This is a genomic window from Amycolatopsis sp. WAC 01416 (assembly GCF_003947485.1).
In the GTDB taxonomy this organism is placed as follows: Bacteria; Actinomycetota; Actinomycetes; order Mycobacteriales; family Pseudonocardiaceae; genus Amycolatopsis.
On record NZ_QHHX01000002.1, the window covers coordinates 780,885 to 805,884 of the forward strand.

24 protein-coding genes are annotated in these 25,000 nt (G+C 68.9%); 10 read left to right on the forward strand and 14 right to left on the reverse strand.

What is annotated here, in order from left to right:
- Positions 1 to 31 precede the first annotated feature (31 nt).
- On the reverse strand, positions 32 to 625 hold the full coding sequence (locus tag DL990_RS08110) for a TetR/AcrR family transcriptional regulator (protein ID WP_125796471.1): 594 nt from the start codon (positions 623 to 625) through the stop codon (positions 32 to 34).
- Between the two features lie 84 nt (positions 626 to 709).
- Here DL990_RS08110 and DL990_RS08115 point away from each other — a divergent pair, with 84 nt between their 5' ends.
- The 3 genes from DL990_RS08115 to DL990_RS08125 are packed head-to-tail and all read left to right on the forward strand — an operon-like array spanning position 710 to position 3,116.
- On the forward strand, positions 710 to 1,111 hold the full coding sequence (locus tag DL990_RS08115) for a MerR family transcriptional regulator (protein WP_007032012.1): 402 nt from the start codon (positions 710 to 712) through the stop codon (positions 1,109 to 1,111).
- Positions 1,108 to 2,091: an aldo/keto reductase gene (locus DL990_RS08120; RefSeq protein WP_199746255.1), complete on the forward strand. Its 984-nt coding sequence runs from the start codon at positions 1,108 to 1,110 to the stop codon at positions 2,089 to 2,091. Before DL990_RS08115 ends, DL990_RS08120 begins: the two co-directional genes overlap by 4 nt.
- A 23-nt stretch (positions 2,092 to 2,114) precedes the next feature.
- Positions 2,115 to 3,116: an aldo/keto reductase gene (locus DL990_RS08125; protein WP_125788977.1), complete on the forward strand. Its 1,002-nt coding sequence runs from the start codon at positions 2,115 to 2,117 to the stop codon at positions 3,114 to 3,116.
- Positions 3,117 to 3,179: 63 nt separating this feature from the next.
- Here the strand turns inward: DL990_RS08125 and hisS are convergent, their stop codons facing one another.
- The 11 genes from hisS to DL990_RS08185 form a co-directional block, all read right to left on the reverse strand.
- Positions 3,180 to 4,466, reverse strand: a complete 1,287-nt coding sequence (gene hisS, locus DL990_RS08130) for a histidine--tRNA ligase (protein WP_125788978.1) — start codon at positions 4,464 to 4,466, stop codon at positions 3,180 to 3,182.
- 36 nt (positions 4,467 to 4,502) lie between these two features.
- The gene (locus DL990_RS08135) at positions 4,503 to 4,892 is read right to left on the reverse strand and encodes a hypothetical protein (protein ID WP_125788979.1); all 390 of its coding nucleotides are present in this window, start codon (positions 4,890 to 4,892) and stop codon (positions 4,503 to 4,505) included.
- Between the two features lie 199 nt (positions 4,893 to 5,091).
- Positions 5,092 to 6,291 carry an amidohydrolase family protein gene (locus DL990_RS08140; RefSeq protein WP_125798281.1) on the reverse strand — a complete coding sequence of 400 codons (1,200 nt, stop codon included), beginning with the start codon at positions 6,289 to 6,291 and terminating at the stop codon, positions 5,092 to 5,094.
- Positions 6,288 to 7,421: an MAB_1171c family putative transporter gene (locus DL990_RS08145; protein ID WP_125789091.1), complete on the reverse strand. Its 1,134-nt coding sequence runs from the start codon at positions 7,419 to 7,421 to the stop codon at positions 6,288 to 6,290. Before DL990_RS08145 ends, DL990_RS08140 begins: the two co-directional genes overlap by 4 nt.
- On the reverse strand, positions 7,418 to 7,939 hold the full coding sequence (locus tag DL990_RS08150) for a hypothetical protein (RefSeq protein ID WP_034304696.1): 522 nt from the start codon (positions 7,937 to 7,939) through the stop codon (positions 7,418 to 7,420). The genes DL990_RS08145 and DL990_RS08150 overlap by 4 nt, the downstream gene beginning before the upstream one ends.
- Positions 7,936 to 8,328 (reverse strand): helix-turn-helix domain-containing protein, encoded by a 393-nt coding sequence (locus DL990_RS08155; RefSeq protein WP_125788981.1) that lies wholly within the window; start codon positions 8,326 to 8,328, stop codon positions 7,936 to 7,938. The genes DL990_RS08150 and DL990_RS08155 overlap by 4 nt, the downstream gene beginning before the upstream one ends.
- Positions 8,329 to 8,721: 393 nt before the next feature.
- Complete coding sequence (locus DL990_RS08160; protein ID WP_125798282.1) at positions 8,722 to 9,174, reverse strand: flavodoxin family protein; 453 nt, start codon at positions 9,172 to 9,174, stop codon at positions 8,722 to 8,724.
- 2 nt (positions 9,175 to 9,176) lie between these two features.
- Positions 9,177 to 10,823, reverse strand: coding sequence for a phospho-sugar mutase (locus DL990_RS08165; RefSeq protein ID WP_199746256.1), 1,647 nt, complete (start codon positions 10,821 to 10,823; stop codon positions 9,177 to 9,179).
- 186 nt (positions 10,824 to 11,009) lie between these two features.
- Entirely contained in the window at positions 11,010 to 11,795 is a 786-nt protein-coding gene (locus DL990_RS08175) for a purine-nucleoside phosphorylase (protein WP_125798284.1), read from the reverse strand.
- The gene (locus DL990_RS08180) at positions 11,788 to 12,219 is read right to left on the reverse strand and encodes an ABA4-like family protein (protein ID WP_125788984.1); all 432 of its coding nucleotides are present in this window, start codon (positions 12,217 to 12,219) and stop codon (positions 11,788 to 11,790) included. Before DL990_RS08180 ends, DL990_RS08175 begins: the two co-directional genes overlap by 8 nt.
- Positions 12,216 to 13,190, reverse strand: a complete 975-nt coding sequence (locus DL990_RS08185) for a hypothetical protein (protein ID WP_125788985.1) — start codon at positions 13,188 to 13,190, stop codon at positions 12,216 to 12,218. Before DL990_RS08185 ends, DL990_RS08180 begins: the two co-directional genes overlap by 4 nt.
- Positions 13,191 to 13,265: 75 nt before the next feature.
- Between DL990_RS08185 and DL990_RS08190 the strand changes: the two genes are divergently transcribed.
- Positions 13,266 to 13,952, forward strand: a complete 687-nt coding sequence (locus DL990_RS08190; protein WP_233599216.1) for a MerR family transcriptional regulator — start codon at positions 13,266 to 13,268, stop codon at positions 13,950 to 13,952.
- 69 nt (positions 13,953 to 14,021) lie between these two features.
- On the opposite strand, the gene DL990_RS08195 is transcribed toward DL990_RS08190, so the two are convergent.
- Positions 14,022 to 14,765, reverse strand: coding sequence for a cyclopropane-fatty-acyl-phospholipid synthase family protein (locus DL990_RS08195; RefSeq protein WP_125798285.1), 744 nt, complete (start codon positions 14,763 to 14,765; stop codon positions 14,022 to 14,024).
- Between the two features lie 284 nt (positions 14,766 to 15,049).
- Positions 15,050 to 16,810: a serine/threonine-protein kinase gene (locus DL990_RS08200; RefSeq protein ID WP_125798286.1), complete on the reverse strand. Its 1,761-nt coding sequence runs from the start codon at positions 16,808 to 16,810 to the stop codon at positions 15,050 to 15,052.
- 116 nt (positions 16,811 to 16,926) lie between these two features.
- On the opposite strand from DL990_RS08200, the gene DL990_RS08205 reads away from it, so the two are divergent.
- From DL990_RS08205 to DL990_RS08230, 6 genes are all read left to right on the forward strand, one after another.
- Positions 16,927 to 18,807, forward strand: a complete 1,881-nt coding sequence (locus DL990_RS08205) for a methylmalonyl-CoA mutase family protein (RefSeq protein WP_125798287.1) — start codon at positions 16,927 to 16,929, stop codon at positions 18,805 to 18,807.
- A complete protein-coding gene (gene scpA, locus DL990_RS08210; protein WP_125798288.1) occupies positions 18,807 to 20,975 on the forward strand; it encodes a methylmalonyl-CoA mutase in 2,169 nt (722 codons plus the stop codon). The genes DL990_RS08205 and scpA overlap by 1 nt, the downstream gene beginning before the upstream one ends.
- A 3-nt stretch (positions 20,976 to 20,978) precedes the next feature.
- Positions 20,979 to 21,977, forward strand: a complete 999-nt coding sequence (gene meaB, locus DL990_RS08215) for a methylmalonyl Co-A mutase-associated GTPase MeaB (RefSeq protein WP_125788990.1) — start codon at positions 20,979 to 20,981, stop codon at positions 21,975 to 21,977.
- Positions 21,978 to 22,034: 57 nt separating this feature from the next.
- Complete coding sequence (locus DL990_RS08220; protein WP_125798289.1) at positions 22,035 to 22,334, forward strand: hypothetical protein; 300 nt, start codon at positions 22,035 to 22,037, stop codon at positions 22,332 to 22,334.
- Positions 22,335 to 22,572: 238 nt separating this feature from the next.
- The gene (locus DL990_RS08225; RefSeq protein WP_125788992.1) at positions 22,573 to 23,871 is read left to right on the forward strand and encodes an amidohydrolase; all 1,299 of its coding nucleotides are present in this window, start codon (positions 22,573 to 22,575) and stop codon (positions 23,869 to 23,871) included.
- 182 nt (positions 23,872 to 24,053) lie between these two features.
- A complete protein-coding gene (locus DL990_RS08230) occupies positions 24,054 to 24,953 on the forward strand; it encodes a DUF559 domain-containing protein (RefSeq protein WP_125798290.1) in 900 nt (299 codons plus the stop codon).
- Positions 24,954 to 25,000 lie beyond the last annotated feature (47 nt).

Consider the following 25,000-nt stretch of genomic DNA (forward strand, 5'->3'; position numbering starts at 1 on the left):
GATCGCGTTCAGCCCGCTAAACGCGATCCGGTCACCGGCGCAGCCAGCCGGAGGCGTTCGCCCGCAGCGCGGTCTCGTAAGCGGTGCTCACGGTGAACTTCTCCGGCAGGTTCCCGTTCAGCTCCAGCGACACCAGTCCGTGCACGAAGCCCCAGCACGCCACGGTGACGACCTCGGGCGGCAGGTCGAGGAAGACGCCGTCGGCGATGGCTTTGCGGATCGTCTCCTCCAGCGGCGCCATCGTGGCGCGAGCCTGCTCGGAGGTCTCTTCCACCGGCTCGAAACCCGGCACCGACTTCGTGAACATGATCGCGTAAAGATGCGGGTCGGCCAGCGCGCTTTCCCGGTACGCGACGCCGAGCCGGACGAGGTCCTCGATCGGATCGCCGCTCAGGGTGACCCGGGACATCCGGCGGCCGAAACGCCGGAAGCCCTCGGCGAAGAGGGCGCCGACGAGGTCCGTTTTCCCGCCGAAGAGTGAATAGACCGCGGTGGTGGACGTGCCGACGTCTGCGGCCAGTTTGCGGAGGCTCAGTGCCTTCGGGCCGTCGGCCGAGATGAGTTCGCCGGCGCGGTCCAGTAGTTTCAGCCGGAGATTCTCGTCGTGTGTCCTGGGGCGGGGCATGCGCCCAGGGTAACGCAACGCTGTTATCAATCGCTCGGATTCGGAGTTGACCTGGAGTGCACTCCAGGTCGTAGTGTCGTTCGCATGAGCTACTCGATAGCGGAAGCCGCGCGACGTAGCGGACTGTCCATCGACACTCTCCGGTACTACGAGCGCATCAAACTCGTCGAGCCCCCGGCGCGGGACGCCGCGGGGCGCCGCGCCTACACCGACGACGACCTCGGGTGGCTGGGGTTCCTGACCAAGCTGCGCCTGACCGGCATGCCCATCAAGCGGATGCGGGAGTACGCCTCCCTGCGCCACCACGGGGCGGCCAGCGCGGGGCGGCGCAAGGCGATCCTGGTCGACCAGCGCAAATCGGTCGCCGACCGGATCGCCGAGTTGCAGACGTGCCTCGACATCCTCGACTACAAGATCGACCACTACGACCAGGTGGAGCGCAAGGTGCTCGGCACCGGAGCCACCGTGGAGGGAATTTCAGCGTGATCAGCACCAGGAGGCTCGGCGGCCTGGAGGTCGGGGCGCAGGGGCTCGGCTGCATGGGGATGAGCCAGGCCTACGGCGTCCGCGACGACGACACGGAGTCGATCGCCACCGTCCACCGGGCCCTCGAACTGGGGGTGACGTTGCTCGACACCGCGAACGTCTACGGCGCCGGAGCGAACGAGGAGCTGGTCGGCCGCGCGATCGCGGGCAAGCGGGACCAGGTCGTGCTGGCGACCAAGTTCGGCATCGTCTGGGACAAGGACGGCGGGATGTCCGCTCGTGGCGACGCGGCGTACGTCAGGCAGAGCTGCGAAGAGTCGCTTCGACGGCTGAACGTCGACCACATCGATCTCTTCTACCAGCACCGCGTCGACCCGAACACGCCGATCGAAGAGACCTGGGGCGCGCTCGCGGAGTTGGTCCAGGAGGGGAAGATCCGCTATGCCGGGATCTCCGAGGCCGGTGCCGAGACGATCCGCCGCGCACACGCCGTCCACCCGGTGACGGCGCTGCAGAGCGAGTGGTCCCTGTGGACCCGCGGTATCGAAGGCGAGATCCTCTCGACCGTTCGCGAGCTGGGCATCGGCGTCGTGCCGTTCTCGCCGCTGGGCCGCGGTTTCCTCACCGGCAGCGTGACGTCGGTGAAGGACCTTCCGGCGGACGACATGCGCCGCGGGCTGCCCCGGTTCGCCGAGGGCAACTTCGAGCGCAACATGGCGATCGTCGAGGCGTTGCGCGCGCTGGCCGAGCAGAAGGGCGTCACCGCCGGACAGCTCGCGCTGGCCTGGGTGCAGGCCCAGGGTGACGACGTCGTGCCGATCCCGGGCACCAAGCGGCGCAAGTACCTCGAAGAGAACGCCGCCGCGGCGGAGCTGGAACTGTCCGAAGTGGACATCGAAGCCATCGAAAAGGCCGCGCCCGCCGAGGCGATCGCCGGTGAGCGTTATCCCGAGCGGCTCGCCCGCGCCGCCGGCAAGTAACACCGAAAGAATTGCGAGAGATCATGACGGGTTCAATGCTGCCCACCCGCAGGCTCGGCACGCTGGAAGTCGGCGCGCAGGGGCTCGGCTGCATGGGCATGAGCGAGTTCTACGGCCAAGGTGACGACGCCGAATCGATCGCGACGATCCACCGCGCGATCGAACTGGGCGTCACCCTGATCGACACCGCCGACATGTACGGCTTCGGCCGCAACGAGGAACTGGTCGGCCGCGCGCTGGCGGGCAAGCGGGACCAGGTCGTGCTGGCGACCAAGTTCGGCATCGTGCGCGACGAGGAGGATCCCTCGAAGCGCGGGATCCGGGGTGACGAATTCTATGTGCGCCAACAGGTCGAGGCGTCGCTGCGGCGGCTGAACGTCGATCACATCGACCTCTACTACCAGCACCGCGTCGACCCGGAGGTGCCGATCGAGGAGACCGCGGGCGCGCTGTCGTCGCTGGTCGAACAGGGCAAGATCCGGCACATCGGGTTGTCAGAAGCCGGTCCGGAGACGATCCGGCGGGCGCACGCCGTGCATCCGGTGACGGCCGTGCAGACCGAGTGGTCGCTGTGGTCGCGCGACATCGAGAACGAGGTCGTCCCGGTCTGCCGAGAGCTCGGCATCGGGCTGGTGCCGTATTCCCCGCTGGGCCGCGGTTTCCTCACCGGCCGCTTCAAGTCCAAAGAGGACTTCGCGGACGGTGACTTCCGTCAGACGACGCAGCCGCGCTTCGCCGAAGGCAACCTGGAGCGGAATCTGGCGATGGTCGAGGCGTTGCGCGCGCTGGCCGAGCAGAAGGGCGTCACCGCCGGACAGCTCGCGCTGGCCTGGGTGCAGGCCCAAGGCGAGGACGTCGTGCCGATCCCGGGCACCAAGCGGCGCAAGTACCTCGAGGAGAACGTCGCGTCCGTCGGTCTGAAGCTGACCGCCGAAGACGTGGCGGCGATCGAGAAGGCGGTCCCGGCCGACGCGGTCGCGGGGGAGCGCTACCCCGAAGCGGCCATGCGCCTGTTGTCCCGCTGAACACGACAAAGCCGGCGCCCGATCGAAGGGCGCCGGCTTTGTCGTTGTCAGAGCAGGGCTCTGTCAGACTAAAGACGTGACCGCCGAGACCACGCCGTCGACGGCCACGGTCTGCTGTTCGCGGGTCGCGAGACCGCGGACGGTCACGTTCCCGGCGTCCCAGTCCTCCTGGCCGACGATCACCACGGCCCGCGCCCCGGCCTTGTCGGCCCGGGTGAGCTCCTTGCCCAGCTTGCGGAGTTCGACGGGCGTGGACGTGCGCAGACCGGCCTTCCGCAGCCGTCCCGCGACCTCGCGCGAGGCGTCCGTGAGCTCTTCGACCACCGGGATCACCACGACATCGACCTCACTGCGCGGCTTCGGGGTGAGGCCGTGGGTGTCCAGGAAGTCGATCAGCGTCACGTCACCCATGCCGAAGCCGATCCCGGGGATCTGCTGCGACGTGAACAGCGAAGCCAGGTCGCTGTACCGGCCGCCACCGAAAAGGGCCCGGCGGTTCTCCGGCGAGGTGTCGAAGACCTCGAACACGGTCGACGTGTAGTACGCGAGCCCGCGCACGATCATCGGGTCGAACTTGACCAGGTCCGCGGCACCGCTGTTGAGCACCTTGACCAGGTTCGAGTTCTCCTTGACCTGTTCCGGCAGCTCGTCGAGCAAAGCCGCGCCGGACGACAGGATCTCGGTCAGCTTCTCGAACTGCTTCTCGGTCAGGCCCGCCTCGGCCGCGGTGTCGCTCAGCTTCGTGCGGTCCGACTTCTCCCAGCGGTCCACCAGGGTGAACACCTGCGGGAGCTGCTCCGCGGTCACGCCGACGATGTCGGTGAGCGCGGACGAGAGCAGGTTCCGGTCGTTGGCCCGCACCTGGAACATGTCCGGGGTCGCCCCGAGCGCGCTCATCATGTCGTGGACGAGCTCGAAGATCTCGATCTCGCAGTTCGCGCTGTCCGAACCGAAGATGTCCGCGTTGATCTGCCAGTGCTCGCGGACCCGGCCACGCTGCGGCCGCTCGTAGCGGTGGCAGTTCGGGTGGCTGTACCAGCGCACCGGGAACTGCAGCGACTTCGCGTTGCCCGCGATCATCCTGGCGACCGACGGCGTCATCTCCGGGCGCAGCGCCAGCCGCTCGCCGCCCTTGGTGGTCAGCGTGTACAGCTGCTGGTCCGCGATCTCCTGCCCGGACTTCCGCTCGTAGATCTCGGCGGGTTCGAGGATCGGCCCGTCGTAGCGGAGGAAGCCCCGCAGTTCGAGCACGTCGTAGAGATGACCGAACACCTGCGTCCGGACGGACATCTCGGCGGGCAGGAAGTCGCGGGTCCCCTTGGCGGGGGCTGTCGGCAGGTATTCAGGCACGTCAGCAAGCTTAACGAGCCGTTTCCACCGCTTTTGTCAGGGGAAGGCCACGCCGTACGCGGTGGTCAGGATCGCCGCCCCGAGCAGGACCGCTCCGACGCTGGTGACCCTGCCGCCGAGCTTGCCTTTACCCGGCGCCAAGTGCAGGAAGAAGCCGCCTGACTGGGCGAGCACGCCGAACAGCAGCAGGAAGCACACGATCCACAGCGCGGTGTCCGGGAGTCCGGTCCGCGCGAGGATCTGCAGCGCGACGAGTGCCAGTACCAGCAGGACGCCGGCGTGCGCGTGCCCGGCGCGGAACATCCCGCGCTGGTGTTCGGTCAGTTTCTTGTCGCGCAGGACGCCCATCAGCGCGTAACCGCCGTACATCACGGTCGGCAGTGAAACGAGCGCGATGACCGTGAACAGTCTGATCGGTCCTTCCATGAGGCAACAGTAACACTGTTTTAAAACGCTGTCACCAAACTTGGCGTCCCACTCACGGTGACGCGGCACGGAACTCGCGTGATTGAAGCCGTAACTCGCGTGATCAGAGGCGTAACTCTCGAGTGCGGCCTCCAATCACGCGAGTTACGTGCCGGATCACGCGAGTTACGCCTTCGATCACGCCGCGACGCGGTTGGCTCTAACCCGAAACGCCGCTCACGACCAACCCGCGCGCAAGGACAAGGCGGACGTTCCGGAGTGCGGAAAGATCGGCGAGCGGATCGCCGTCGACCACCAGGACGTCGGCGCTCAGGCCCGGAGCGAGCCGCCCGGTCACGTCGCCGACGCCGACGCCGGCGGCGCTGTCCTCGGTCGCGATCTCGAGGATCCGGCGCCGTCCGAAACCGAGCCATTCATAGAGTTCGAGAGCGCCGACGGGGTCGTCGAAGACCGAACCGGGCAGCCCGGCGTCCGTCCCCGCCAGGAGCGGGACGCCCAGCTCCTCCAGCCAGGACAGCCGGCCGTAGACGGTCTTCGCGAGCTCCTCGCCCATGCGCTCGGCCAGCATCCGCCAGTTGCGGCTGCTCGTCGAACACGCCGCGATGCCCTCGGCCGCCATCCGCTTGGCGACGTCTTCGCGCCTGTCCTGCCGCTGCGGCCCGGTCATCCAGGTGCAGTGCTCGATCGTGCGGACGCCCGCCTCCACCGACGCCTCGATCGCGTCGGCGCCGTGGGCGTGCGCCGCGACCGGAAGCCCGTGGCGTGCCGCGTGCTCGACGATCACGCGCAGCGCCCGGACGTCGAACTGCGACTCCCACATGTCCGCGCCGCCCTCGGTGATCTGGCCGCCGCTGGCCATCACCTTGATCACGTCCGCGCCGGCGGCCGCGTTGGCGTCGATCATGGCCCGGATCGCGTCGTCGTCCGCGACCTCGCCGCCGAAGAAATGGCAGTGTCCTTTGAGGACGGTCAACGGCGATCCCGCGGTCAACAGCCGCGGGGCGGCGGTGCCTTCGGCTTCGAGCTCCGCGCGGACCCGCGCGCCCAGCGCGTCGCGATCCCCGAGGTCCCGCACCGTCGTGACGCCGCTGCGCAGCAGCTGCCCCAAGCGGTCCTTGGCGCCTGCGCGCAGCGCTTCGCCATCGCTCGCCAGGAAGTTCGGCAGCATCTCGCGGGTGGCGTCGAACGCCAGGTGCACGTGGGCGTTGAACAGTCCGGGCAGCAAGGTCGCGCCGGGGAAGTCGAGCCGTTCGGCGCCCGGTGCCGCCCGCGGGGCGACTTCGGCGCGAAGACCCGCCGCGAGGATCCGGTCGCCCTCGACGAGCACGGCGCCGTCTTCTAGCGGCGTGCTCGGGCGAGGCAGGATCCGGCTCGCCGTCACCAGCAACTGCGCTGTCATGCTTCGCTCCCGGAGACGGCGGCGGACAGGGCGAGCAGCGGCCGCACGTCGGATTCGATGTCCGCGGCGCCGCCGGGCAGCACGAGTTTCGCCCGCCCGTCGGTCTCCTCGCCCGCGGACTGCCTCGCGATCGCCGTCTTCAGCGCGGCCGCGGCCGCGCGGGGATCGTCGGCGGCGAGCGCGGTCAGATCGGTTTCCAGATAGGGACTCAGCTGGACAAGCCCGTCCCGGATCTCGATCACGCGGCGGTAGTACCGGCGATGGACGGTGCGCGGACGCCACCGCTCCCACCGTCCCTGAGGCGTGGTCCGCAGCACGATGTTCGGGTAGATCCCGGCCAGCGCGGTCCACAACGGGGTGAGCTCGTCGTGGTGTCGCCGGTGCTGGCGGCGGCGTCGCAGCGCGGCGAACCGCGCGCGGACGCCCGGATAGGTGATCCCGGCGAGGAAGAGCACGATCCCGAGGAGCACCAGCGGGACGGCGACGGTGAGCAGAAGCGGGATCGACGGCCCGAACGCCCACGCGATCACGATGTACAGCGCGCGGAAGACACTGCCGACCGAAAGGCAGATCAGCCCGGCCGCACTGAGTTTCAGCCCGGTCTTCAGATGGCGGTCCGCGGTGCGGATGTACCGGAAGATCCACCAGGCGCAGGCGGCGAGGCCGTAGATCAGGTAGATCCCGGCGCCAAGGTAGAACAGCGCCACCCCGGGCACATGCACGAGCTTCGGGCTCAGCGCGAGTCCTCGCACCTCCGGCGGGGTGAAGGCCATCGCGACCAGCATCAGCGCGATCGCGCCGGACAGCGGGATCAGCTCGAACAGCACCCGCCCCGGCCTCCGCGGCCCCAGCGCGGAACCGAGGAACACGATCAACAGCGCGCAGACCCCGATGGCGAGCAGGATGTTGTTGACCAGGCGTCCGGTGCCTTTGCCGGTCAGCTCGTCCAGCCAGCCGGAGATCACCTTCTGCTGGGCGAGGAAGGAGCCGGCGACACAGACGATCGTGATCGTGATCGCCCAGTTCGGCAGCAGCCGGGGCGCCCGGTACGTCTGGTAGATCCGCCAGGCGAGCGCGGTCGCGAACAGCACCATCGCCACGACGTTGAGAGGGGAGAACAGCGAGTTCACAGCCACCCTTGATGGTCGCCCAGCGCGCCTTGGACACGGCGGACGTCATCGTCGTCGGCGCGACGGGGAATCGTGTAGTTCAAGACCGACGCCCATTCCAGGATGATGGTCGCCACGGTCTCGGCTTCCCATTCGTGCGCCTCATCGTAGGAGGTGCGGCGTAAAGCCCGGTGTACCGCGTCGCTGTCCAAGCCGGTGGCCGGGCCGCGCAGGAAATCGGCGGGTTCGGCGTCGCCGCCGGGATGGTGATCGGCGAGCATATGCCCGAGTTCGTGCAGGATGATGTGGTCCTGATGGGACTTCGTGGTCTCCTGCTGGAAGAAGATGTAATCCGCCGAACCGGTGGCGATCCAGCAGCCGAAGGGGCCCGGCACCTCCAGCGGATACGGCATCAGCCGGATCGGCCTGCCCCGCTGCTCGCCGAGCCGTTCGCAGAGCACGCCGACGTCGAGCGGTGGTTCGATGTCGAGCTTGTTCAGCATCTTGCGGCAGCGTTTGCGGAGTTCCCGTTCCTTCATCGGCTTTCGCCCGGCTGGTCGCGTTCGGCGCGTTCGTACCGTTCGACGAGTTCCAGCAGGTCCATGACCTGACGACGGCCTTGCGGGGAGAGCTCCTGCGCGCGCATGGCCATGAGCTTCGCCTCTCCGACGGGTTGCGGTTCCTGATCTTCGAAGAAGTAGGTGATCGGGACCCCGAACAGTCTCGCCAGCGCCTCGACGTAGTGGATCTTCGGATTGACGCGTTTGCCAGTGGCGAGCTGCTGAAGGTACGCGGGCGACATGGTGGGCCCGCCGGCGCGATCGATGGCCGCGGACAGCTCGCGATAGCTGTGCGGGGCGCCTTCGTTCGCGCGCGCCGAATCGATCAGCGCGCTCAGTTTCTGGGCGAAGGTCTGGTACGGCGACATGACCCCCCATCCGTTCCAAGGTCCCGTTCCGTAGTGGGAGTGTAACGCGATTCGACCTGTCCGCAGCTGTTGACAGCCTATGTATGCAGTGGTTTACAGTTGTCAAGCGGTTTCGTACCGCGTCCCGGCCTCTTGCTCCGGAATCCGTGCCCTGGGGGTGCACGGACACCGGAGTGAGAGGCGTTTTTCCGGGCGGGTGCACAAGATCGTGCCGGATGTAGTACGCTGAGGCAGCCAAGGTTGATCGCCATCACGGCGAACCCTTGGCCTAGGCCTGTTGCCGGAGGTCGACCCCCAGGGCTTCCGGTGACAGGCCCCTTACTTTTCCGGGGCAATTCGTCACCTACTTGCGCTGAACGCTGTCGCAAGTAGGTGACGAATTGCGTGGAGGGATCAGGGCATCAGGGTGGCGGCCAGGGTGCCGCCCAGTTCGAAACAGGCTTCCAAATCCGCTTTGCCCGGTTCTCCGGTGACGAGCACCGGAGACGCCGCGCTCTCCCAGCCGAGTCCGGTGGTGATGCTCTCGATTCCGCGCACGGTGCCCGAGGTGTCGTTGTTGCCGTGCACGAAGAAGCCGAACGGCCGTCCCCGCGTGGAATCCAGGCACGGGTAATAGACGGTGTCGAAGAAATGCTTCAGCGCACCGGACATGTAACCGAGATTCGCCGGGGTGCCGAGCAGGTAGCCATCGGCCTCGAGGACGTCGGGCACGGTCGTGCCCAACGCCGCGCGGCGGACCACGTCGACGCCCTCGATGTCCGGATGGTTCGCGCCGGAGAGCACGGCTTCGAACATCGCCTGCGTCGAGGGCGACGGCGTGTGGTGGACGATCAGCAACCTCGGCATGGTCAGGCCAGCCGGGACTCGATGTCGGCCCGGAGCGTGGCCAGCCGCGCGTCCGCCGCGGTGTGTGCCTCGGCGAGATCGCCGGACACCGGTTCCTTCACCTGGAGATACGCCTTCAGTTTCGGCTCGGTTCCGGACGGCCTGATGACGACGCGCAGGCCTTCGCCGGTCAGGCGGAGGACGTCGGCGTCGGGCAGCAGATCCTCCATCGTGACATCGGTGCCGCCCAGCGACGCCGGGGGAGCGGCGCGCAGGCCGGCCATCAGCCGCTCCCGCACCGAGAGATCGGTGACCCGCAGCGAGACCTGATCCGTCACGTGGACCCCGTGCTTCACGGCCAGTTCGTCGAGGACGTCCAGCGGCCCGCGGCCCGCCGCGCGCAGGGAAGCGGCCAGTCCCGCGGCGAACACGGCGGCGGAGATGCCGTCCTTGTCGCGTACGAAACCGGGGTTCACGCAGAGGCCGAGCGCCTCTTCGTAGGCGAACACGAGGCCTTCGCCCGCGCGGACCAGCCACTTGAACCCGGTCAACGTCTCCGCGTAGCGCGCTCCGAATTCCTTCGCGATCTCGCCGAGCATCGACGACGACACGATCGTCGTGGCGACCAACGGGTCGGCATCCTCTGTGCTGTCTACAGTGGACAGAACGTGCCAGCCGAGCAGCGCACCGGTTTCGTCGCCGCGCAGCATCCGCCACGAACCGTCCCGCTCGCGCACGCCCAGCGCGCAGCGGTCGGCGTCGGGGTCGAGCGCGACGGCCAGATCGGCGTCCACTTCGGACGCCAGCGCCAGCAAAAGGTCCGTCGCGCCCGGTTCCTCCGGATTCGGGAAGGCGACCGTCGGGAAGTCGGGATCCGGCGTGGCCTGCTCCGCCACCACGTGGAGATCGCCGAAACCGGCACGCTCGAACGCCGCACGCAGGGTGTCCGCGCCGACGCCGTGCAACGCCGTCGCGGCGACCTTGACTTCGCGCTCCGGGCCGCGCGGCAGAAGCGCGACCTTCGCGAGGTACGCGTCGCGGAGTTCGTCGCCCAGCACCTCGGCGCCCGGCTCGCGCGGCACGCTGATCGCCGGGAGAGCGGCTTCGATGGCCCGCTCGATCTGACCGTCCGACGGCGGCACGATCTGGCCACCCGACGCGTCGTAAAGCTTGTAACCGTTGTCAGCGGGCGGATTGTGCGACGCGGTGATCTGGATCCCCGCGACCGCGCCGAGTTCCGGTACGGCGAACGCGAGCACCGGCGTCGGCAGCGGACCGGGCAGTACCTTCACCGCGAACCCGGCGGCCGTCAGCACCTCGGCCGCGGCCTTGGCGAAGGCCTCCGAACCGTGCCGCGCGTCGCGGCCGACCACCACGACCCCACCCGGATGTCCTTGCGCGGTCAGCCAGGCCGCGACCCCGGCCGTCGTCCGCGTGACGACCGCGACGTTCATCCCGTTGGGGCCCGCGCGCACCGGGCCGCGCAGCCCGGCGGTGCCGAATTCGAGCGGACCGGCCATCCGGTCCGCGAGTTCGTCCGTCGCGCCGGCTTCGCCACCCATCGCGCGGGCGAGGATGTTCTGCAGTTCGACGCGGGAATCGTCGTCCGGATCGTCGGCGATCCAGCGGAAGGCCCGATCCCGGAGATCCGAGGTCAAGGAAGTCGTCACCGAGTCAGCCTACGGGCCCGTTGGAGAGGGTGCGATTGATCTTCACTTCTCTGGTGAGTCATGGTCACCGCTATCCCCTGCTGCCGCTCGCCGTCGCTGCCGCAGGGGGGCGGATCAGTTCTCCGGATGTCATGAAAGGGTCGTTCAGGACGAAAAATGTCCTGAACGACCCTTTCATGACACTTCTCAGGCGCGGGCGACGAGTTCCCTGAGCAAGGTGCCCATACGGGTGGCCGACTGGCGGCCCGCTTCGAGGACCTCTTCGTGGTTCAGCGGCTCCCCGGTCATCCCGGCCGCCAGGTTGGTCACCAGCGAAAGCCCGAACACCTCGACCCCGGCGGCGCGGGCGGCGATGGCCTCCAGCACCGTCGACATGCCGACGAGGTCGGCGCCGAGCGTCCGCAGCATGTGGATTTCCGCCGGCGTCTCGAAATGCGGTCCAGTCAGCCCCGCGTAGACACCCTCTTCCAGCGAAGCGTCGATTTCGCGCGCGATATCGCGCAGCCGCTTCGAGTAGAGATCCGTCAGGTCGACGAAGTTCGCGCCGACGATCGGCGAACGCGCGGTCAGGTTCAGGTGGTCGGAGATCAGCACCGGCTGTCCGACACGGAAGCCCTCGCGCAGACCGCCCGCGGCGTTGGTCAGCAGCACCGTCCTGGCGCCCGCCGCCGCGGCGGTGCGCACGTTGTGCACGACCGGGTCGATGCCCTTGCCCTCGTAGAAATGCGTGCGGCCCAGCAGGATCAGTGCGCGCTTCTCGCCGACGCGGACCGACCGGACGGTTCCCCCGTGCCCGACCGCGCCCGGTGCGACGAATCCGGGCAGTTCGCCCAGCGGGATCTCCGCCTCGGGCTCCCCGATGACGTCCGCCGCCGGGCGCCAGCCCGAACCGAGCACGACGGCGATGTCGTGCTTCTCGACGCCGGTGCGCTCGGCGATGGCGGCGGCCGCCGCGACCTCGTTCTCACTCATGCGACGAGCGTATCCGGACGGTTCGCACGAGCAGGAACGCCACCAGCCCGAACGGGGACAGGAAGATCGTGAGCGCCAGGATCGGGCCGGTCACCAGCGGATGGATCCGGTGCTCGCGGGATTCGAGGTACATCCAGCGGGCGATGAACAGGTCGAAGGCGATCAGATGGGCCCAGATCGCGGCCGCCCCGTACGGCGTGCCGGTGAACGCGCTGAGCACGTCGAGATCCGGTCGGCTGACCGCCGTCCAGAGTTCGCCGAGATGCGTGAGGGCGAGCACGAAGTACGGGATCAGTGGCAGCAGCGGTGTCCACGGCGAGGACATGATCCGGCGGGTCCACGACCAGCCCGGCAGGAAGATCATCAGCAGCCAGAACGGTGTCGCCAGCGGGAAGGTCCAGGTGAACAGCGTCTCGACGCTCATCGCAGCGAGTCCTCCGGCTCCCGGTCCCTCGAAGGCCGCCCGATCGCGATCAGCCCGCTAAAGGCGACACCGGCCACGAGCAGGGCGAAGGCGGTCAGCGTCTGGGAGTCGGGGGAGACGATCGACTGGCCGCGCAGTGCCTGCCAGGTCAGCAGCGCGAGAAGGCCCGCGTAGCCGACGCCGGCGATCACCACGAGCCGCAGCCTGAGGACGTCGTCGCGAAGCCGCGGGTAGCGCGCGGCCAGGACGCCCAGGGCGAGCGCGAGCAGCGGGAGCGCCTGGAGGCCGTGCAGGCCGAGGAAATGCGGGATCCGCAGGTCGCCGCCGACCGTGCTCCAGCCGACGATCGGCAGGCCGGGGCCGCCGTCGGGGAGGCCGACGGTATGCGCGCCGATCATCGCGGACTGGCCGGTCGCGTCGAGCAGCGCCTGCTGGTCCGGGGTGGGACCGCTCATCAGCGTCGCCAGCGAAATCCCGATCATGCCGAGGATCGCGCCGATCCTGGCCGCCCACGCCGTCGCGCGGTCGGGGAGCCGGACGAACATGACCGCGATCGTCAGTACGAGGTTGACCATCCACAGCATGGCGATCATTCCGCCCATGACCTGGAAGATCGTGTTGTCCAGCGGGGTCGCGTTGTTGAAGTGGCTCGCGCGGACGCGGACGGCCTGGAAGATCACCAGTGCGTACTCGGCCGCGAAGATCACGACGAGCGCGTTCGCCAGCCAGTTCGCGGTGCGCCGGAACTTGGGCAGCAGTGAGACCAGCCAGCTCCAGGTGAAGAAGTACAGGACGGCGGTGACGGCGAATTTGAACGGCTTCGCCCAGAGCGGCGCGCCGTTCAGCGTCCGCTGGTCGATCAGCATGGCGAGTACGCACAGCACGGTGATCACGGCGAAGGCCTGGGCCAGGCGATAGGAACCCCGATGCCAGGTGCGGGTTCTCTCGCGGAGATCGGTCAAGATGGTCATGGATCCCTCCAGGAATGGATAGTCAAGCTCTCCGTTACGGGAAGCTAAACTATCCATCCTGAGGAATCTTCAGGGATGACCCTGGAACCGTCCCCGAGATCGGAGCAGGCACGCGTGCGGATGGCCGAACTGAGCGAAAAAGCCGGGGTCCCGGTCGCCACGATCAAGTACTACCTGCGGGAAGGGCTGGTCCCGCCGGGCGAGCGGACCAGCCCCAACCAGGCGAAGTACGACGACGGGCACGTCCAGCGGATCAAGCTGATCAGGGCGCTGATGGACGTCGGCGGCCTTTCGCTCGCGACGGTCGGCGAGGTGCTCGCCGAGGTCGACACCGGGGAAGCGAGCCCCCACCACGTCCTCGGCATCGCCCAGCAGGGCATCACCACCTCCCGGCAGGTCGTCGACGACGAAGCCAGGGAATGGGCGCTCGCCACGGTCCGTGACCTCACCGAACGCCGCGGCTGGCCCTGCAAGAAGGACGACGACCTGGTCGTCCAGGCCCTGGTCGGCGTCCTGTGCGCGATCCGCGAGGTCGGGCACGGCTGGTATCTCGACAAACTCGACGACTACGCCGAGATCGCCGACCGGATCGCCGATCTGGACCTGGAAGGGATCGCCGGGATCGAGTCGCTCGAGCAGATCATCGAGATCGCCGTCGTGGAGACCGTTCTCGGCGACAGGCTGCTTTCGGTGCTGCGCAGGCTGGCACAGCAGCGTGCCTCGAAGGCGTACTTCGCCGCGCAGGCCGACGAAGGCGAGTGATCGAAGGAGTCCGTGACCCGCCCACCGGTCCGGCTTCGGACCGGTGGGCGGTTTCAGCGGCGTGCCGATTCAGCCTTGGCCGGGCGTACGACCGAGGACCAGGGACACGAAACCCCAGGTGTCCCGGTAGACGCGCAACCACTCGGTCCGGCGAGTGCTCGCCGTCGAGAGCGCTTCCGCGCTGTCCGGGTCGGCGGGACGGTCGAGTGCCCACGCGGCCAGCGACCCCCAGCACGCCCATTCGTAGGCGTCCAGCTCGTGGCGGGCGCTGACATGGCCGTGGACCGGCGTCCACCCGTCGGCGACCACACGGTCCACTGTGGTGGCGAGGTCGGTGAACTCACCCAGCATTTCGACGGCCTCGGTGGTCGGGGTCCGATCCCAGAATCCTTCCCCGATCAGGACACGGCCGCCGGGGGCGAGATGCCGCCGGGCCGCGGCCAGGGTAGGGAGCAGACCGCCGAAAGCGTGGGTGGCCCCGACGCTGATCACCAGGTCGAATCGCCGGGCCGAGACGAAGCCGGCGGCATCCTGGTGGTGGAGGACGAGGCGGTCCGCGACGCCGCGATCGTTCGCCGCGTGGCGCGCCTGTGCCAAGGCGTCCTCGGAGACGTCCACGCCTTCGGCGAGCAGGTGCGGCCGCGTGGCGAGGGCGCGCAAAAGCCATTCCGCGCTGCCGCAACCGAGGTCGAGGACGTGCTCGTCGCCCCTGGGAAGCCCTCGGTCGAGGAGTCGATCGACCGAAGCGTCGTCGAGCGGCGACTTGATCGGGTGATCGGTGTGGGCGATACGGGAGATCTGTTCACGGTTCAAGGGTGAAGCCTTTCGATGGCAAAGGCTCACGCGGTGGCCGTCGCTCCGGCCCGACGATCCCGTGGGTCAGTATCGATCGGCGAGGTGATGGCGCGGGGCGATCCGGCTCCGTCGTGAGAGGACGAACGTCGGGTTCGACGGCTTCACACTTGTGCGCATGTGCTGCACACCTCCTCATCGACGATGGGCCTGCCCTGTCGCAGCCGGCCGAACCCTAGCCAGCTGGGAAGCAGACACGCAATCTCTTATCCGGACGGCGTGTCCACAATGGACGATGGTGGGATTCAGCCGTCGACGATGAGGGACAGCGCCACGGGCTCGAAGATCCCCGTCTTCGCGGAGTTCTCCTGCTCGATCGTCGAGGTCACCGAGAGGATCCAGAGGTCCGCGCCGCCGCCGAACAGGTCCATGTACGTCGTGCGGGTCACGGAGTCCCTGTTGCCGGGGGCGCGCTCGGTCGTCCGGTAGGTGTACCGCTGGCTGCCGTCACCCCGGCCGGGGACGGTGGCCGGCCCGCCGATGGGGGCGATCTCCGGATGCTGGCTCTTCAGCCAGCTGAAGTAGGCGGGCGGCGGGCTGTCGGCCAGGAAACCGCTCAGCCGCTCGATCCGGATGACCTGGCGGCCGTCGGGCGAGACGTACTGCACCACGGTGCTCGGCACACCCTTGGTGACGTGCGGGGCGACGAACTTCTGCCAGCCCTCCGGGACACCGATGCTGAACCGGCCGCCCTTGAGGCCGTTCACCGTGCTGGCGTCACCCTGCTGCGTGATCAGTTTCGGCGGCGGCTGAGTGACGATGGTGTCGCCCTGCTGCACCTTCTCCGGCGGCCGCAGGTCCTGCCCGCCGGCGGTCCTGGCCAGCACGAACCCGCCGAGCGCGGCCAGCAGGAAGAGCACGATCGACGCGAGCACCAGCACCACGGTGGCGGCAGGGGACCGGCCCGGCGTGCGAGGCTGCGGCGGGGTGACGGTCGGCATCGGCGGGAGTTCGGCCGGGGATGCCGGTGCCGCGGCGGGCTGGTTCAGGAACGGCAGCGGACCGGGGTCGGCGGCGAGTTCCGAACTCGTGCCCTCGCCCGGCTTTTCCGGCTTGACCGGCTTGAGCACCTGGGTGTCGGTCGCGTCCAGATGCGCGGTGGTCTTCCTGCCGTCGGGCGTGTGGAACAGCTCCGCGGGGAAGAGGTCGATGAGTGTCTTGGCCTGCAACGGGTACAGGCGGCGCCGCACCTCGCGCAGCGTGATCCGCTTCGACGGCTCCTTCTTCATGAGCGCGCCGATCACGTCGGCCAGCGGACCGGGTCCGGGCTTCGGCACCTTCCCGTTGACGACCTTCCCGACCGTTTCGAGCGGGTCGCCGTCGGCGTCGTAGGGCGGCGAGCCCTCGATGGCGGCGAACAGCGTCGCGCCGAGCCCCCACAGGTCGGCGGCGGGAACGACGGCGCCGCCGGAGGCCACCTCGGGCGCGATGTAGGCGGGGGAGCCCAGCATCATCCCCGTGCGGGTCATGGTGGCTTCGGAGACGTTGCGCGCGATGCCGAAGTCGGTGAGCTTGATGCGGCCGTCCCCCGCGACCAGGACGTTCCCCGGTTTGACGTCACGGTGGGTGATCCCGGCGGCGTGCGCGGCTTCGAGCGCGGACGCCACCGCGGTACCGACCGCCGCCGCCTGCTCGACCGTCAGCGCCCCGTGGTCGCGCAGGATGTGCGCGAGGCTGCGCGACGGCAGCAGCTCCATGACCACGAACGGTTCGTCGTTCTCGCGCGCGACGTCGTGCAGGATGATCACGTTCGGGTGACTCAGGACGGCGATCGCGCGGGCTTCGCGCAGGGTCCGTTCGCGCAGTTCGTCGGCCTGCGAGGCCGGGACGCCGGGCGGGAGGCGGACCTCTTTGACCGCGACCGGACGGTGCAGGAATTCGTCGTAGGCCGACCAGACCGTACCCATCGACCCTGATCCGATGACCGAGCGCAACCGATATCGCCCGGCGACTACACGCTTCTCGTCGCCGGGACTCTCGCTGGGCTCGGTGGTGTCGGACGGCACGGCCCAATTGTGGCGTATGCCCGCGTGACGGACCTATGCGCCGTGCCCTGTCGGAGTGAACAGGCGCGACTAGCGTCACAGGTAAGCGCTGTTGAGGGCCGTTAGCATCGTTGGTTATGACGGATGTGGCCGAGACGGAGTCAGTGCCGACCCCCGGCGAGCCCGACGCGCCCGAAGAGTTGAAGCTCGCCGCGGAGTTCCCGGAAGCGAGCCGGGACCAGTGGCGGGAACTCGTCGCCGGCGTGCTGCGCAAGAGCGGCGCCATCGACGAGTCCTTCGACGGCCTGCCCGAAAGCAAGCTCGTCACCCGGACGTATGACGGCCTGGAGATCCGGCCGCTCTACACCGCCGAGGACGCCGTCGACGGAACGGGTTTCCCCGGCCTTCCGCCGTTCGTGAGAAGTGCGCGGCCCGAGGGCGCGGTGACGACCGGCTGGGACATCCGTGCCCGGTACGCGCGCCGGGACGCGAAGGCCACGAACGCCGCGATCCTCGCCGATCTCGAAGGCGGTGTCAGCTCGATCTGGCTGCGCGCCGGAGCGACCGGCGTCCCCGTCGCCGATCTTGGTGACGCGCTGAACGAGGTGTACGTCGACCTCGCACCCGTCACGCTCGACGCGGGCGAAGAGTACGAAGCCGCTGCGAACGAGTTGCTCGCCCTCTTCGCCGAACGTGAGATCCCGGCGAGCGCGGTCACCGCGACCCTCGGCGCCGACCCGATCGGGTCGACCGCGCGCACCGGTTCGCCGCGGCCGCTCGCTCCCGCCGCGGACTTGGCGGCGCGGGTCGCCGTCAGTCACCCGAAGGTGCGGACGATCGTCGCCGACGGCCTGCCGTTCCACGAGGCGGGCGGCTCCGACGCGCAGGAGCTCGGCGCGACCATCGCCGCCGGCGTCGCGTACCTGCGGGCGCTGACCGAAGCGGGGCTGGACGTCGACACCGCGGCCGGGCAGCTCGAATTCCGGCTCGCCGCCACCGCCGACCAGTTCCTCACGATCGCCAAGTTCCGCGCCGCGCGGCGCCTGTGGTCCCGGGTCACCGAAGTGTCCGGCGGCAAGGGAACGGGCATGCGGCAGCACGCGGTCACCTCGCCCGCGATGCTGACCCAGCGCGACCCGTGGGTGAACATGCTGCGCACCACGCTCGCCTGTTTCGGCGCCGGGGTCGGCGGCGCGGACGCGATCACCGTGCTCCCGTTCGACGCCGCGATCGGCCAGCCGGACGCGTTCTCCGCGCGGATCGCGCGCAACACGCACGCCGTGCTGCTGGAGGAGTCCAAACTGGCCGGTGTCATCGATCCGGCGGGCGGCTCCTGGTACGTCGAGAACCTCACCGAAGACCTGGCCAAGGCCGCGTGGCGCGAGTTCACCGCCATCGAGGCGGCAGGTGGTATCGAGGCGGAACTGGCCTCCGGTGCGCTCGCCACACGGCTGGCCGAGACCTGGGAGAAGCGGTCGAAGCGGATCGCGACCCGTCGCGATCCGATCACCGGCGTCAGCGAATTCCCCAACCTGACGGAGAAAACCGTCGTCCGCGACGCCGTCGAAGACCTGCCGGACGGCGGTCTGCCCCGGCACCGGTACGCCGAGGCGTTCGAGGCCCTGCGGGACCGGTCGGACGCGCATCCGAACCGTCCCCGCGTCTTCCTCGCCACGCTCGGCCCGGTCGCGGCGCACACCGCGCGGGCGAGTTTCGCGGCGAACCTGTTCCAAGCGGGCGGGATCGAGGCCGTGAACCCCGGTGCCCCCGAGGACATCGACGGCGTCATCGCGGAGTTCCGGGCCAGCGGAACGAAGATCGCCTGCCTCTGCGGAAGCAACACTTCCTACGCGGAGGAAGCCGACAGCGTCGCGAAGGCATTGAAGGAAGCGGGCGCCACGTCGGTGCTTCTCGCCGGGAAACCCGGCGACCACCCGGACGTCTCGGGCTTCCTCTTCACGGGCTGCGACGCCCTGGAAATCCTGACCGGCACGTTGAACGAGCTCGGAGTGCAGTGATGACCATCCCGAACTTCGCCGGAATCGACCTCGGTTCTCCCGAGCCGGGCGACCGTCCTCAGTGGACCGAAGCGCTGCACGCCGCCACCGGAAAGGGCCCCGACGCGCTCGCGTGGGAGACGCCGGAAGGCATCGGCGTCAAGCCGGTCTACACCGCCGACGATCTGTCCGGAGTGGACTTCCTCGGCACCTATCCTGGCATCGCGCCGTATCTGCGCGGCCCGTACCCGACGATGTACGTCAACCAGCCGTGGACCATCCGCCAGTACGCGGGTTTCTCCACCGCCGAGGAGTCGAACGCCTTCTACCGCCGGAACCTCGCTGCCGGGCAGAAGGGTCTCTCGGTCGCCTTCGACCTCGCGACACACCGCGGTTACGACTCCGATCACCCGCGCGTCGCCGGTGACGTCGGCATGGCGGGTGTCGCGATCGACTCGATCTACGACATGCGCCAGCTCTTCGACGGCATCCCGCTCGACAAGATGAGCGTCTCGATGACCATGAACGGCGCCGTCCTGCCGGTGCTCGCGCTGTACGTCGTCGCGGCCGAGGAACAGGGTGTCACGCCGGACAAACTGGCCGGGACCATCCAGAACGACATCCTCAAGGAGTTCATGGTCCGCAACACCTACATCTACCCGCCGCAGCCGTCGATGCGGATCATTTCGGACATCTTCTCGTTCACCTCGCGGAACATGCCGAAGTACAACTCGATCTCCATCTCCGGCTACCACATGCAGGAGGCCGGGGCGACCGCCGATCTGGAGCTGGCGTACACGCTCGCGGACGGCGTCGAGTACCTCCGATCCGGCGTCGAGGCCGGGCTGGACGTCGACAAGTTCGCCCCGCGCCTGTCCTTCTTCTGGGCGATCGGGATGAACTTCTTCATGGAGGTCGCGAAGCTCCGCGCGGCACGCCTCCTGTGGGCGAAGCTCGTGAAGGGCTTCGAACCCAAGAGTTCCAAGTCTTTGAGCCTGCGGACCCACTCGCAGACGTCCGGCTGGTCGCTGACCGCGCAGGACGTCTACAACAACGTCGTCCGCACCTGTGTCGAGGCGATGGCCGCGACCCAGGGGCACACGCAGTCGTTGCACACCAACGCCCTCGACGAGGCGCTCGCGCTGCCGACCGACTTCTCCGCCCGCATCGCGCGGAACACGCAGCTGCTGCTGCAACAGGAATCCGGCACCACGCGCGTCATCGACCCGTGGGGCGGAAGCGCGTTCGTCGAGAAGCTGACCTACGACCTCGCGCGCAAGGCCTGGGCCCACATCACCGAGGTCGAGCAGGCGGGCGGGATGGCGAAGGCGATCGACGCCGGCATCCCCAAGCTACGCATCGAGGAGGCCGCCGCGCGGACCCAGGCGCGGATCGACTCCGGCCGCCAGCCCGTGATCGGCGTGAACAAGTACCAAGTCACCGACGACGAACAGATCGACGTGCTCAAGGTCGACAACGCCGGCGTGCGCGCGCAGCAGCTGGAGAAACTGCGTCGGCTGCGCGAAGAACGCGACGAGGACGCCACGCAGGACGCGCTTCGGCGGCTCACCGCCGGCGCCAAGGCCGACGGCAACCTGCTCGCGCTCGCCATCGACGCCGCCAGGGCGAAGGCCACGGTCGGCGAGATCTCCGACTCGCTGGAGAGGATCTGGGGGCGCCACTCCGGCCAGATTCGTACCATCTCCGGTGTGTACCGCGAGGAGGTCGGCAAGGCCGAGAACGTCGAGCAGGCGCGCGAGCTCGTCGAGAAGTTCGCCGAGGAAGAAGGCCGTCGTCCCCGGATCCTGGTCGCGAAAATGGGCCAGGACGGCCACGACCGCGGCCAAAAGGTGATCGCGACCGGCTTCGCCGACATCGGTTTCGACGTCGACGTCGGCCCGCTGTTCTCCACCCCCGGCGAGGTCGCGCGGCAGGCGATCGAAGCGGACGTGCACGTCATCGGCGTTTCGTCGCTGGCGGCGGGGCACCTTTCGCTGGTCCCCGCCTTGCGCGCGGAACTCGCCGAACAGGGCCGCGAGGACATCATCGTCGTGGTCGGCGGCGTCATCCCGCCGCAGGACTACGAAGAGCTGCGCGCGGCGGGCGCGGCGGCGGCCTTCGGCCCCGGCACGGTGATCGCCGAAGCGGCGATCGACCTCATCGGACAGCTGACCGCCCAGGAGTCGTGAAACTTGCCGCGCAAGATCGACGTCGGAGCGCTGGCCAAGGGCGTCCTCGCGGGTGACCGCGGCCTGCTGTCGCGGGCGATCACGCTCGTCGAGTCGAACCGCGAGGACCACCGGGCGCAGGCGCAGGAACTGCTGGTCGAGCTGCTCCCGCACGCGGGCGGCGCGCGGCGCGTCGGCATCACCGGCGTCCCCGGTGTCGGCAAGTCGACTTTCATCGACCAGCTCGGCACGGATCTCACGGAGGCCGGGCACAAGGTCGCCGTGCTGGCCGTCGACCCGTCGTCGACGCGGACCGGCGGCTCGATCCTGGGCGACAAGACCCGGATGGCGCGGCTCGCGGTGGACCCGAAGGCGTTCATCCGCCCTTCGCCGACTTCGGGCACTCTCGGCGGTGTCGCTCGGGCGACCCGCGAAACGATCGTGCTGATGGAAGCGGCCGGATACGACATCGTGCTGGTCGAGACCGTCGGCGTCGGGCAGTCCGAGGTGACCGTGGCGAACATGGTCGACCACTTCCTGTTCCTGACCCTCGCCCGCACCGGCGACCAGCTGCAGGGCATCAAGAAGGGCGTCCTCGAACTGGCCGACGTCATCGCGGTCAACAAGGCCGACGGTGACCACGAACGCGACGCGAAACGCGCTGCCCGCGAACTCGCCGGCGCGTTGCGGATGATCTACGGGCGGGACGCCGAATGGACCCCGCCGGTGCTGACCTGCAGCGCGCTCACCGACGTCGGACTGGACGAGGTGTGGGCCGAAATCGGCCGTCACCGTGACGTATTGACCGCGTCGGGGGAACTCGACACCCGGCGACGGCGGCAGCAGGTGGAGTGGACCTGGTCGATGGTCCGCGAACAGCTGCTCGGCAGGCTCGCCGCGCATCCGGACGTGCGAGCGGTCGTCCCGGACGTCGAACGGGCGGTCCGGAACGGTGAACTGACCCCGACACTGGCCGCGCAACGGATTCTGGAGGCGTTCTCCGGTCCTCCGCGTGGCGGCTGACGCGGGAACCCGGCAGAGTGCAGAATCGGATTCGCGCCACGCCGTCGAAAGGGAGTCATGCCGAAAAGGTCTCGTCTCGGGCAGCTTGCCGGACTCGTCGCCGCCGGGCTGGTCGTCTGCGCGCCTGTCGCGCAGGCCGTGGAGATCCAGGCGCCCGCGCCGGTGATCGCGCAGGCGGCGGCGGTGCACGAGGTGCCGCGGCAGGCGCCCCCCGGGCCGGTGCTCGACCCCGCCGAGACCGACAAGGCCAACAGTCAGGAGACCAAGAACAAGATCATCGCGGGCGTCGCCGCGGCCATCTTGCTCGGCCTGGTCGTCCTCGGCCGCCGCGCCCGTTCCAAGAAGAAGAAGTCCTGAACCGCGACCGGTAAGTAGAAGGACTCTCCGCTTAGCCCGGGCCGAATTCCCGTAGCCGTTCAACGCAGATCCACTACCGGCCATCTCCGGCTCGATCACTCGACGAGCGGCTTGTCATCTGCATGGTGCACGATCTATCGCAAATGCGTATCACAGATCGATCGGCACCCAGCGTGCCTTCAGCGACCACTCGTACGGTGGTAGACGAAGGCAACTGTGTTGCGGGAGGAGGTGCGGCGTGACGGTGCTCGATTCACGTCCGGACATTCCAGGCGACCCCGAGGGTCGCGTCGTTGCCCCTATAGAGGCGCCCACCGCGCTGATCTCCGAGGCCGGCGTCAGCATGGCACCTGTGCATGATCTGGGTGCCGGACGCGGCCCTTTCTGGCTTGACGACTGGCTCCGCGCGAACGCCACCGACGTCCTCGCGTGGCGTCGGCACATCCACGCGCACCCGGAACTCTCCCGCCACGAGTTCGCCACGACCGAAATGGTCATGTCCCTGCTCCGCGCGGTCGGGCTCAAGCCATGGGTGCTCCCCACGGGCACCGGCGTGGTCTGCGACATCGGCAGCGGAGACCGCTGCGTCGCACTGCGCGCCGACATGGACGCCTTGCCGCTGACCGAGGCCACCGGCCTCCCGTACGCCTCCAAGACCGAAGGCGCCGCGCATATGTGCGGGCACGACGCGCACACCGCGATCCTGCTTGGCGCGGCGCGGGCCCTGGCGGGCGCGCCGGAGCTGCCGGGGCGCGTGCGGCTGATCTTCCAGCCCGCCGAGGAGGTCATGCCCGGCGGCGCGCTGGACATGATCGCCGCCGGCGCGATGGAAGGCGTCGAGCGGATCTACGGGCTGCACTGCGACCCGCGGCTCGAGGTCGGCAAGGTCGGTCTGCGCGAAGGCGCGCTGACCTCCGCCGCCGATCTCATCGAGCTGCGGCTCACTTCGCCGGGCGGGCACACCTCGCGGCCGCATCTGACCGCGGACCTGGTGCACGCGCTGGGCACCGTGATCACGTCGCTGCCCGCGGTCCTCTCGCGGCGCGTCGACCCGCGATCCGGGACCGTGCTGGTCTGGGGCGCGGTGCACGCCGGGCAGGCCGCCAACGCGGTCCCGCAGGACGGGGTGCTGCGCGGCACCCTCCGGACGGCGGACCATGAGGTCTGGACGATGCTGGAGCCGCTCGTCGCGTCTTCGGTGGAGTCGCTGCTCGCGCCGACCGGCGTCGGGTTCTCCCTCGACTACCGCCGCGGCGTCCCGCCGGTCGTCTCCGACCCGGAGTCGCACCTGCTGATGCGTGCCGGTGTCGAAGCCGCGCTGGGCGAGGCCGCCGTGGCCGGGACCGAGCAGTCGTCCGGTGGCGAGGACTTCGGGTGGTACCTGGAGCACGTCCAGGGCGCCTTCGCGCGCCTCGGCGTTTGGTCCGGTGAAGGCCCGATGGCCGACATCCACCGCCCGACCTTCGTCCTCGACGAGCGTTCACTCCTGTGCGGTGTCCGCACGCTGGTCCACACCGCCCTGGCCACCCTGGCCTGAGTTACGCCTCCAATCACGCGAGTTACGGCTTCAATCACGCGAGTTACGTCTCTGTGCACGGGTGTTCGGTCCTATCGGGACCGAACACCCGTGCACAGAGTTGTCCACAGCTTGGTCGAGTTATCCACAGCTCTGGATACAGCCCCTTCCCAAGGTCTGCCCAGTCCTCGATTCTCGAAGGCATGATCAACTGGGGAGGACTTCATGGGGCGGCCTTGCGTAGCGAGGCCGACAAGATCTTGGGGCGGCGAGCCGTCCTCGAAGGGCTGGCGTCCGGTGTGCTGGCTCAGCCGTGGCGAGGCGTGATCGTCCATGCCGCGGATCTGCTGGAGTTGCCGTGCCTGGCACAGGCGGCACTGCTCGCGGTCGGACCACCAGCAGTGCTTTCCGGCGCGACTTCTCTTGCCCTGCATGGGATTTCGGCTGCCGACAGCACGGTCGTCCACCTGACCGTTCCCTACTCGAGACGAGTCCAGTCGAGGCCTGGGCTGGTGGTGCACAGGGCGGAATTCCACCCGGCCGATGTACTCGAACTGGACGGACTTCCGGTGTTCCCGTTGGACCGCGCCCTGGCCGACCACCTCTGCGACGGCGACAAGCGAACAGCGTTCGCCGCGCTCGAAGAGGCGTTGCACAACCTCGCGCCGGACCACCGAGTAGTCCTGCACGCCAACGTCCGAGATCGCATTCTCGACCGCCACGACCGACGAGGTATCCACAGGGCACAGATGCTGCTCGCCCTCGCTACGGGCGAGGCCGAATCGCCGCCGGAGAGCATTCTTCGCTTGATCGTCGTGGAGGCCGGGCTGCCGGTACCGGTCGCCCAGTACGAGGTCGCCACCATCGACGGGCGGAAGCTGTACGTGCTCGACCTCGCGTGGCCTGAGGTGCGGATCGCCCTGGAGTACGACGGCTACGCCGCTCATGAGGGCAGGCGAGACTATGACGCGGAGCGGGACGCTCGGATGGCGGCGCGCGGGTGGATCACGATCCGCGCGACAGCGGCTGATCTGCGGGATCCACGACGGTTGCTGGCTGAGTTGCACGGCGCGTTCGGGCGTCGTACGGCGCGACTCGCGTGATTGGAGGCGCGATTCACGTGATTGGGGGCGTAACTCGCGTGATTGGA

Coding starts and splice junctions, on each gene's coding strand:
- DL990_RS08220 (WP_125798289.1), top strand. CDS start 22,035: ATGCCGAAAAGGTCTCGTCTCGGGCAGCTTGCCGGACTCGTCGCCGCC.
- DL990_RS08135 (WP_125788979.1), bottom strand. CDS start 4,892: ATGGAAGGACCGATCAGACTGTTCACGGTCATCGCGCTCGTTTCACTG.
- DL990_RS08230 (WP_125798290.1), top strand. CDS start 24,054: ATGATCAACTGGGGAGGACTTCATGGGGCGGCCTTGCGTAGCGAGGCC.
- DL990_RS08205 (WP_125798287.1), top strand. CDS start 16,927: ATGACGGATGTGGCCGAGACGGAGTCAGTGCCGACCCCCGGCGAGCCC.
- DL990_RS08180 (WP_125788984.1), bottom strand. CDS start 12,219: ATGAGCGTCGAGACGCTGTTCACCTGGACCTTCCCGCTGGCGACACCG.
- DL990_RS08140 (WP_125798281.1), bottom strand. CDS start 6,291: ATGACAGCGCAGTTGCTGGTGACGGCGAGCCGGATCCTGCCTCGCCCG.
- DL990_RS08155 (WP_125788981.1), bottom strand. CDS start 8,328: ATGTCGCCGTACCAGACCTTCGCCCAGAAACTGAGCGCGCTGATCGAT.
- DL990_RS08115 (WP_007032012.1), top strand. CDS start 710: ATGAGCTACTCGATAGCGGAAGCCGCGCGACGTAGCGGACTGTCCATC.
- DL990_RS08110 (WP_125796471.1), bottom strand. CDS start 625: ATGCCCCGCCCCAGGACACACGACGAGAATCTCCGGCTGAAACTACTG.
- DL990_RS08125 (WP_125788977.1), top strand. CDS start 2,115: ATGACGGGTTCAATGCTGCCCACCCGCAGGCTCGGCACGCTGGAAGTC.
- DL990_RS08190 (WP_233599216.1), top strand. CDS start 13,266: ATGACCCTGGAACCGTCCCCGAGATCGGAGCAGGCACGCGTGCGGATG.
- DL990_RS08185 (WP_125788985.1), bottom strand. CDS start 13,190: ATGACCATCTTGACCGATCTCCGCGAGAGAACCCGCACCTGGCATCGG.
- DL990_RS08175 (WP_125798284.1), bottom strand. CDS start 11,795: ATGAGTGAGAACGAGGTCGCGGCGGCCGCCGCCATCGCCGAGCGCACC.
- DL990_RS08160 (WP_125798282.1), bottom strand. CDS start 9,174: ATGCCGAGGTTGCTGATCGTCCACCACACGCCGTCGCCCTCGACGCAG.
- DL990_RS08150 (WP_034304696.1), bottom strand. CDS start 7,939: ATGAAGGAACGGGAACTCCGCAAACGCTGCCGCAAGATGCTGAACAAG.
- scpA (WP_125798288.1), top strand. CDS start 18,807: ATGACCATCCCGAACTTCGCCGGAATCGACCTCGGTTCTCCCGAGCCG.